This window comes from Streptomyces sp. NPDC059900 (assembly GCF_050270335.1).
In the GTDB taxonomy this organism is placed as follows: domain Bacteria; phylum Actinomycetota; class Actinomycetes; order Streptomycetales; family Streptomycetaceae; genus Streptomyces.
The window spans coordinates 2,495-10,772 of the sequence record NZ_JBNNJZ010000276.1 but is presented as its reverse complement, the minus strand read 5'-3'; the positions used below and the strand labels follow the sequence as shown (position 1 = coordinate 10,772).

Annotated in this window: 8 protein-coding genes; 6 read left to right on the top strand and 2 right to left on the bottom strand. The window is 69.7% G+C overall.

Features of this window, described 5'->3' with window-relative positions:
* Nucleotides 1-985 (bottom strand): 2-isopropylmalate synthase (locus ACQKIP_RS28665; protein ID WP_427744518.1); only part of this gene is annotated, 985 nt, incomplete at its 3' end.
* 297 nt (nt 986-1,282) lie between these two features.
* Here ACQKIP_RS28665 and ACQKIP_RS28660 point away from each other — a divergent pair.
* The 4 genes from ACQKIP_RS28660 to ACQKIP_RS28645 all read left to right on the top strand — a co-directional run bounded on the left by ACQKIP_RS28660 (nt 1,283) and on the right by ACQKIP_RS28645 (nt 5,375).
* Nucleotides 1,283-2,353: a M4 family metallopeptidase gene (locus ACQKIP_RS28660; RefSeq protein WP_365857922.1), complete on the top strand. Its 1,071-nt coding sequence runs from the start codon at nt 1,283-1,285 to the stop codon at nt 2,351-2,353.
* Nucleotides 2,354-2,390: 37 nt separating this feature from the next.
* Complete coding sequence (locus ACQKIP_RS28655; protein ID WP_365857920.1) at nt 2,391-2,657, top strand: protealysin inhibitor emfourin; 267 nt, start codon at nt 2,391-2,393, stop codon at nt 2,655-2,657.
* A gap of 97 nt (nt 2,658-2,754) precedes the next feature.
* Nucleotides 2,755-4,131 (top strand): GH1 family beta-glucosidase, encoded by a 1,377-nt coding sequence (locus tag ACQKIP_RS28650; RefSeq protein WP_365857918.1) that lies wholly within the window; start codon nt 2,755-2,757, stop codon nt 4,129-4,131.
* Nucleotides 4,128-5,375, top strand: a complete 1,248-nt coding sequence (locus ACQKIP_RS28645; protein ID WP_365857916.1) for an MFS transporter — start codon at nt 4,128-4,130, stop codon at nt 5,373-5,375. Before ACQKIP_RS28650 ends, ACQKIP_RS28645 begins: the two co-directional genes overlap by 4 nt.
* A 75-nt stretch (nt 5,376-5,450) precedes the next feature.
* Here ACQKIP_RS28645 and era read toward each other — a convergent pair whose 3' ends face one another.
* Nucleotides 5,451-6,419 (bottom strand): GTPase Era, encoded by a 969-nt coding sequence (era, locus tag ACQKIP_RS28640; RefSeq protein WP_365857914.1) that lies wholly within the window; start codon nt 6,417-6,419, stop codon nt 5,451-5,453.
* Nucleotides 6,420-6,611: 192 nt separating this feature from the next.
* On the opposite strand from era, the gene ACQKIP_RS28635 reads away from it, so the two are divergent.
* Complete coding sequence (locus ACQKIP_RS28635; RefSeq protein ID WP_365857912.1) at nt 6,612-7,916, top strand: ammonium transporter; 1,305 nt, start codon at nt 6,612-6,614, stop codon at nt 7,914-7,916.
* Nucleotides 7,913-8,251, top strand: a complete 339-nt coding sequence (locus tag ACQKIP_RS28630; RefSeq protein ID WP_365857910.1) for a P-II family nitrogen regulator — start codon at nt 7,913-7,915, stop codon at nt 8,249-8,251. The genes ACQKIP_RS28635 and ACQKIP_RS28630 overlap by 4 nt, the downstream gene beginning before the upstream one ends.
* Nucleotides 8,252-8,278 lie beyond the last annotated feature (27 nt).

Genomic DNA, 8,278 nt, shown 5'->3' with positions numbered 1-8,278 from the left:
CCATCTGGTTGCAGTACTCGGCGGTGCGGCGGATCTCGTCGATGTCCGAGAAGTCGATCTGCGGGTCGACGCCCTGCGAGAAGAGGTTCATGCCCAGGGTGACCAGGTCGACGTTGCCGGTGCGCTCGCCCTGGCCGAACAGGCAGCCCTCGATGCGGTCGGCGCCGGCCATGATGGCCAGCTCGGCGGCGGCCACCGCGGTACCGCGGTCGTTGTGCGGGTGGACGGACAGGCAGACGTGCTCGCGCCGGGTCAGGTTGCGGGACATCCACTCGAAGCGGTCCGCGTGGGTGGAGGGCGTCGAGCGCTCGACCGTGGCGGGCAGGTTCAGGATGATCTCGCGGCCCTCGGCGGGCTGCCATACGTCGCAGACGGCCTCGCAGACCTCCAGGGCGAAGTCCAGCTCGGTGTCCGTGAAGATCTCGGGGCTGTACTGGTAGCCGAAGACCGTCTCGGGGCCCAGCAGCTTCTCCGCGTACTCCATGACCAGGCGCGTGCCGTCGACGGCGATCTGCTTGACCGCGTCCTTCGAGCCGCGGAAGACCACCTCGCGCCAGACGGGCGCGGTCGCGTTGTACAGGTGGACGGTGGCGCGCTTGGCGCCGACCAGCGACTCCACGGTGCGGGCGATCAGCTCCTCGCGGGCCTGCGTCAGGACGGAGATCGTGACGTCGTCCGGGATCGCGCCGTCCTCGATGATCGACCGTACGAAGTCGAAGTCGGTCGCGCCCGAGGAGGGGAAGCCGACCTCGATCTCCTTGTAGCCCATGCGGACCAGCAGGTCGAACATCTCGCGCTTGCGCGCCGGGGACATCGGGTCGATCAGCGCTTGGTTGCCGTCACGCAGGTCCGTGGAGAGCCAGCGGGGAGCGACCGTGATGCGGTTGTCCGGCCACGTGCGGTCGGGGATGTCGACCTGGTCGTACTGGCCGTACTTGTGGACCGGCATGGAAGTGGCACGCTGCAGATTGGGCTTGATCGCCATGATGCGGGGGCTCCTCGGGAGTGTCCTTAAGGACGGCCGACGGTCGCTTCGCGAGCAACACCGAACTCCGCGGGGAGGGGGTCGGCCTCGACTACAGGCCCTCGCCGCGGCAGCTAAGGAGAAGCAGCCCGTAACGCATGATGCTCCGAAGCCTAGCCGAGCCGCGCTGTACGCGCGGGTCCGTATCAGTATGCGGGATCGTGTTCAGTTAACGACTAAGAGGTGATCAATACCTCTATTTCACTAATCATGGTTGCAGGTAGTGACAGCGGCATGACCCAGTGCCACATTGCCGCCATGACCGCCAATCCAGGCTTCGAGCCTGTCTTCTGCACCATCATTCCGCCTCACGTGCTCGACACTCTGGCCCAGAGTGACGACGCCACGCTCGCAGGTCCCGCTCGACGCACCCTTGAGCGCGACTCGATCGAGCGCACCCGCCGCCGGCTGACCACCGTCATCGGCGCCCCGCCCGTCTCGCTGCCCAAGGAAGCGGCCGAGGACAAACCGCACCGCACGATCCACGACGCGAAGCACAAGACCGAGCTGCCGGGCCGCAAGGTCCGCGGCGAGGGCGAGCGCCCCGGCAAGGACGCGACCGTCAACCGCGCGTACGCGGGCCTCGGAGCGACCTTCGAGCTGTACCTGAAGACGTACCGGCGCAACTCCATCGACGGCAGCGGCCTGCCGCTGAACGCGACCGTCCACTACGGCGAGAAGTACGGGAACGCCTTCTGGAACGGCGAGCAGATGGTGTTCGGCGACGGCGACGGCGACATCTTCCTCGACTTCACCATTCCGGTGGACGTCATAGGCCACGAGTTGACGCACGGCGTCGTGCAGTACACCGCGAACCTCACCTACTTCGGCCAGCCCGGCGCCCTGAACGAGTCGTTCGCCGATGTCTTCGGCTCGCTCATCAAGCAGTACACGCTCGGCCAGACCGCCGCCGACGCGGACTGGCTGATCGGCGCCGGACTGCTCGCCCCGCGTGTCACGGGCAAGGCACTGCGCTCCATGAAGGAGCCCGGCACGGCCTACGACGACGACGTGCTCGGCAAGGACCCGCAGCCCGCCGACATGGACCATTACGTCCGCACGGGGCGCGACAACGGCGGCGTGCACATCAACTCCGGCATCCCCAACCGCGCCTTCTACCTGGTCGCCGACGCCCTCGGCGGCAACGCGTGGGAGCGGGCCGGACAGATCTGGTACGCCGTCCTGACCGGCGGCCGGCTCGCGCAGGATGCCTCCTTCGCGGACTTCGCGAAGCTGACGGTGGCCGCCGCGCGCGAGAAGTACGGCGACGGCGACGAGCTGAAGGCCGTCATCGACGCGTGGTCCCAGGTCAAGGTGCCCACAAACTGACCTACCCACTGCCCTCCCCATGGAGTAGACAGGTTCCATGCGTATCCAGGTGAAGCGCACGGGAGGATTCGCGGGCATCGAGCGGCACGCCGAGATCGACACCTCGGGACTGCCCGATGCCCACGAGTGGCAGGCCCTGGCCGAGGAGGCCTTGGCCGAGGGCCGGAGCACGCCGCCGATAGGGGTGCCGGACGGCTTCAACTACCAGCTCACCGTGGACGGGCACACGGTGTACTGCTCGGATCCGCGGCTCACCGATCCGCAGCGGAAGCTGATCACGCGCGTACTGAAGGAGGGCGCGTAGAGAGGCGTGCGGACCGGCGCGTAAAACTTGAGAGGTGTTCATCTTTTCTCGGCGCGCCCATTGACTTCCGTGTGCGGCCGTACGGAAGATCGCGCCCATGGCAGCGAGCGATGCGCGCGAACCACTACCCCGCTTCCCCCGCGACTTCCTGTGGGGGGTGTCCACGTCCGCCCACCAGATCGAGGGCGCCGTCGACGAGCGCGGCCCTTCTGTCTGGGACGCGTTCACGGCTGCGCCGGGCCGGGTGAAGGACGGCACGACGGCCGACGTCGCCTGCGACCACTACCACCGGTACCGCGAAGACGTGGCGCTCATAAAGGAGTTGGGGGCGGGCGCGTACCGCTTCTCGGTGTCGTGGCCGCGGGTGCTGCCGGGCGGCGCGGGCGAGGTGAGCGCCGCGGGCCTGGACTTCTACGACCGCCTCGTCGACGAGTTGTGCGCGGCCGGGGTAAGCCCCGTCCCCACGCTCTTCCACTGGGACACGCCGCTCGCGCTCGCCGACGAGGGCGGCTGGCTGCGGCGGGACACGGCCGAGCGGTTCGCCGAGTACGCGGCCGTGGTCGCCGGGCGCATCGGTGACCGCGCCAAGAAGTGGATCACCCTCAACGAACCCGCCGAGCACACCCTCCTCGGCCACGCCCTCGGCCAGCACGCACCGGGCGAGCAGCTCATGTTCGACGCGCTGCCGGTGGCACACCACCAGCTCCTCGCCCACGGACTCGCCGTACGGGCGCTGCGCGCGGCCGGGGTCACGGACATCGGCATCGCCAACTCGCACGGCCCCACCTGGCCCGCGTCGTCCTCGCGCGAGGACGCGGAGGCGGCGGACTTCTACGACGTACTCCTGAACCGACTCTTCGCGGATCCGCTGATTCTCGGCCGGTACCCGGACTTCATCGGCGCGTTGCTGGCGGCCGTCGGTGACGTCGAAGCGGACCTGAAGATCATCACCGAGCCGATCGACTGGTACGGGATCAACTTCTACCAGCCGACGAAGGTGGGCGCTCCGCTCCCGGCGGCATCCGGCCCGACAGAGTTCTCCGGCCTCACCCTGCCACCCGAACTCCCCTTCTCCGTAAGGGAGATCGAGGGCCGCGCGGTCACGGACTTCGGGTGGCCGGTGGTCCCGGAATCGCTCACCGAACTGCTCACCGGCTTCCGCGACCGGTACGGCGACCGGCTGCCGCCGCTGGTCATCACCGAGAACGGCTGCTCGTACGAAGGGCTGGACGACCAGCGGCGGATCGACTATCTCGACGGGCATGTCCGGGCGGTGCACCGGGCGCTGGCGCAGGGAGTCGACGTGCGCGGCTACTTCGTCTGGTCCCTGCTGGACAACTTCGAATGGGCGGAGGGATACCGGCAGCGCTTCGGACTCGTGCACGTCGACTTCGAGGACACAGCCACCCTTGAGCGCACTCCGAAGGCGTCGTACGCCTGGCTGCGCGAGGCGCTTCGGGCGCAACGGGCATGACCGCGGAGCCCGCCGGGGCACTGCGGGAACCCGCCGAGCGGGTCGGGCGGAGCTGGACGGCCGCGCTCTCGCTCGCCAACGGGGCGATCTGGGTCGGCTGGTACGGCCCGCTGCAGATCCTCCTCGCCCTCCAGGCAGAGGACCTCGCCCCGGCCGGTACGTCGAAGGAGACGGTCCTTGCGTGGGTGGCGGGCGCGGGGGCCGTGGTGTCCCTGGCCTCGAACCCGCTCTTCGGCGCTCTCTCGGACCGGACGGTGTCGCGCTTCGGGCGGCGCACGCCGTGGATCGTCGCGGGCACGGCGGGCGGCGCGGCGGCGCTCCTGCTGCTATCGGCCGCGGGGTCCGTGTGGTGGATGGCGGCGGGCTGGTGCCTGGTGCAGCTGACGCTGAACGCCGCGTTCGCCGCGGTCACGGCCGCCGTGCCGGACCGGGTGCCGCGGCTCCAGCGGGGCGCGGTGGGCGGCTGGCTCGGGGCGGCGCAGATCCTGGGCGTGGTGGTGGGCACGGGCCTCGCGACGGTGGCCGGGGGTGTGGGCGCGGGGTACGCGGCGTGCGCGGTGTTCACGCTGGCGGGGGTGCTGCCGTACGTCCTGGGCCACCGGGACCTGCGCCTCGCGCCGCGGGACAGGCCGCCGTTCGCGTGGCGGTCCTTCGCGCGCTCCTTCTGGCTGAGCCCGCGCCGCTACCCGGACCTGGGCTGGGCCTGGCTGACCCGCTTCCTGATCAACCTCAGCAACGCCCTGGTGCTGCTCTATCTCCTCTACTACCTGCGGGACCGCCTGCACTACTCCGACCCGGACGAGGGCGTACTGATCCTCACGGCGGTGAACGGCGTGACGCTGCTCGCGACGGTGGTCGTGGGCGGCGTCTGGTCGGACCGCGTGGGGCGCCGCAAACCGTTCGTGCTCTGGTCCGGCGTCCTGATGGCGGTGGCGACCGCGCTGCTGTCCGGCTGGCAGACGTGGCCGGGCGCGATCGTCGCGGCGGCGGTGCTGGGCGTGGGCTTCGGCGTCTTCACGTCGGTGGACTTCGCCCTGATGACGGACGTCCTGCCGAAGGCCATGGACCGCGGCAAGGACATGGGCGTCATCAACATCGCCAACTCGCTCCCCCAGGTAGCGGCCCCCGCCCTGGCGGCCCCGCTCGTGACACATCTGGGCGGCTATCGGGTGCTGTACCTGGTGGCGGCGGGGATCGGGCTGGCGGGGGCACTGCTCGTGCGACGAATCAAGGGCGTCGACTGAGACAGATTGAGCCCGTCCGGCGATTGAGGACGAACGCGGCGGAGCCGGTGATCTGCCGAGCCCCTGACACCCCGCTCAAAAGCCAAGCTTGCGCAACTGCTTCGGGTCGCGCTGCCAGTCCTTGGCGACCTTCACGTGCAGGTCCAAGAAGACCGGGGTGCCGAGCAGTGCCTCGATCTGCTGGCGGGACTTGATCCCGACCTCCTTGAGGCGCTTGCCCTTCGGGCCGATGATGATGCCCTTCTGGCTGGGGCGCTCGATGTATACGTTCGCGTGGATGTCGAGCATCGGCTTGTCCGCCGGGCGGTCCTGGCGCGGCAGCATCTCCTCCACCACCACGGCGATGGAGTGCGGCAGCTCGTCCCGTACGCCTTCGAGCGCGGCCTCGCGGATCAGCTCGGCGACCATGACCTGCTCGGGCTCGTCCGTGAGGTCGCCCTCGGGGTAGAGCGGCGGGCTCTTGGGGAGCATCGGGATGATCAGGTCCGCGAGCAGCTGGACCTGCTTGTCGCCGACCGCCGACACCGGCACGATCTGCGCCCACTCGAAGCCGAGCTCCTTGCCGAGCTGGTCGATGGCGATGAGCTGCTCGGCGAGGGTCTTGCTGTCGACCAGGTCGGTCTTCGTCACGACCGCGATCTTCGGCGTCTTCTTGATGCCGGCCAGTTCCTTGGCGATGAACCGGTCGCCGGGGCCGAGCTTCTCGTTCGCGGGCAGGCAGAACCCGATGACGTCGACCTCGGCCCACGTGGTCCGCACGACGTCGTTGAGCCGCTCGCCGAGCAGCGTGCGCGGCTTGTGGAGCCCCGGGGTGTCCACCAGGATCAGCTGGGCGTCGTCCCGGTGCACGATGCCGCGCACGGTGTGCCGCGTGGTCTGCGGCTGGTTCGCGGTGATCGCCACCTTCTGGCCGACCAGAGCATTCGTGAGGGTGGACTTGCCCGCGTTGGGGCGGCCCACGAAGCAGGCGAAGCCGGCGCGGTGGGGTGCCCCCGACGATTCTGACGGCTCGGATGACTCGGTACGAACGCTCATGGCGCCCATTCTCCCTGATCGACGGAGGGCCGCAGCACGCCGAGGCACCGATCGGGTATCGGTGAGCTGCCGCCGACGCAATCGGTGAGCTGTCGGAAACTCTCACGCAACACGAAACACGGCGGAAACGCCGGGGTGCCCGTTCCGAAACGCCGGGCGGTGACGCTCTCACTCTGCCCCCACCCGGAGGAGAGATTCCCCGTGCAGTCCGCTCACTCCCTCACCACCACCCTGGCCGCGGCCAAGGGCCCCGACACCGGCGACACCGCCTGGCTGCTCGCGGCCACCGCCCTGGTACTCCTCATGACACCCGGCCTCGCGCTCTTCTACGGCGGCATGGTCCGCACGAAAAGCGTCCTGAACATGCTGCTCATGAGCTTCGTGTCGATCGCCCTGGTCACGGTGGTGTGGCTGCTCGCCGGCTACTCGCTCGCGTTCGGCGACGACGCGTTCGCGGGCCTGATCGGCGGCGTCGACCACCTCGGGTTGGCGGGCATCGGCCCGGGCACGCTCACGGGTACGGTCCCCACCCTCCTCTTCACCACCTTCCAGCTGACCTTCGCGATCCTCACCACGGCACTGATCAGCGGCGCGATCGCGGACCGCACGAAGTTCGCGGCGTGGCTGGTCTTCGTGCCGGTGTGGGCGCTGCTCGTATACGTTCCCGTGGCGCACTGGGTGTGGGGCCCGGACGGCTGGATCTCCTCGTCGCTGGGCGCCCTGGACTTCGCGGGCGGCCTGGTCGTCGAGATCGCGTCCGGCGCGTCCGGCCTGGCGCTCGTCCTGGTCATCGGCCCGCGCATCGGCTTCAAGAAGGACGCGATGCGCCCGCACAACCTGCCGATGGTCCTGATGGGCGCGGGCCTGCTCTGGTTCGGCTGGCTCGGCTTCAACGGCGGCTCGGCCCTCGGCGCGAACGGCCTCGCGGCGGCGTCCCTCCTGAACACGCTGCTCGCCGGGTGCACGGGCCTGCTCGGCTGGCTCTTCGTGGAGCAGCGGCGGGACGGCCACCCCACCACCTTCGGCGCGGCTTCGGGCGCGGTGGCCGGTCTGGTCGCGATCACTCCCGCGTGCGGGGTCGTCGGGGTGCTCGGCGCCGCGGTGGTCGGTCTCGCGGCGGGCGTGGTCTGCTCGTACGCGGTGGCGTGGAAGTTCCGCTTCGACTACGACGACTCGCTGGACGTCGTGGGCGTCCACCTGGTCGGCGGCATCGTCGGCACCCTCCTGATCGGCCTGTTCGCGACGGCCACGATGACTCAGGGCGCTAAAGGCCTCTTCTACGGGGGCGGGCTCGCCCAGCTCAGCAAGCAGACGGTGGCGGTGCTCGCCGTGGCGGCGTACACCTTCGCCGTGACGTACGGCATCGGCAAGGCGATCGACAAGCTCATGGGCTTCAGGGCGTCCGCCGAGGACGAGCAGACGGGCCTGGACCAGACGCATCACGCGGAGACGGCCTACGATCACGGCGTCCTGGTCAGCCCGATGAAGGGGAGCACCGTCCGATGAAGCTCATCACCGCGGTCATCAAGCCGTTCCGCCTGGACGAGGTGAAGACGGCACTCCAGGAACTGGGGGTCCAGGGCCTCACGGTCACCGAGGCGAGCGGGTACGGCCGCCAGCGGGGGCACACGGAGGTGTACCGGGGCGCGGAGTACCAGGTGGACCTGGTCCCGAAGGTCCGCATCGAGGTCGTCGTCGACGACGCGGACGCGGAGGCGGTCATCGACGGAATCGTCCGCGCGGCGGCCACGGGCAAGATCGGCGACGGAAAGGTGTGGGCGGTCCCGGTGGAGACGGTGGTCCGGGTACGGACGGGGGAACGGGGCCCGGACGCGGTGTGAATTTCCCCAACCCCGCCCCAGACCCCG

Excerpts from the sequence above, each read along its gene's own strand:
- ACQKIP_RS28660 (WP_365857922.1), top strand. The coding sequence starts at position 1,283 with ATGACCGCCAATCCAGGCTTCGAGCCTGTCTTCTGCACCATCATTCCG.
- era (WP_365857914.1), bottom strand. The coding sequence starts at position 6,419 with ATGGGCGCCATGAGCGTTCGTACCGAGTCATCCGAGCCGTCAGAATCG.
- ACQKIP_RS28655 (WP_365857920.1), top strand. The coding sequence starts at position 2,391 with ATGCGTATCCAGGTGAAGCGCACGGGAGGATTCGCGGGCATCGAGCGG.
- ACQKIP_RS28630 (WP_365857910.1), top strand. The coding sequence starts at position 7,913 with ATGAAGCTCATCACCGCGGTCATCAAGCCGTTCCGCCTGGACGAGGTG.
- ACQKIP_RS28645 (WP_365857916.1), top strand. The coding sequence starts at position 4,128 with ATGACCGCGGAGCCCGCCGGGGCACTGCGGGAACCCGCCGAGCGGGTC.
- ACQKIP_RS28650 (WP_365857918.1), top strand. The coding sequence starts at position 2,755 with ATGGCAGCGAGCGATGCGCGCGAACCACTACCCCGCTTCCCCCGCGAC.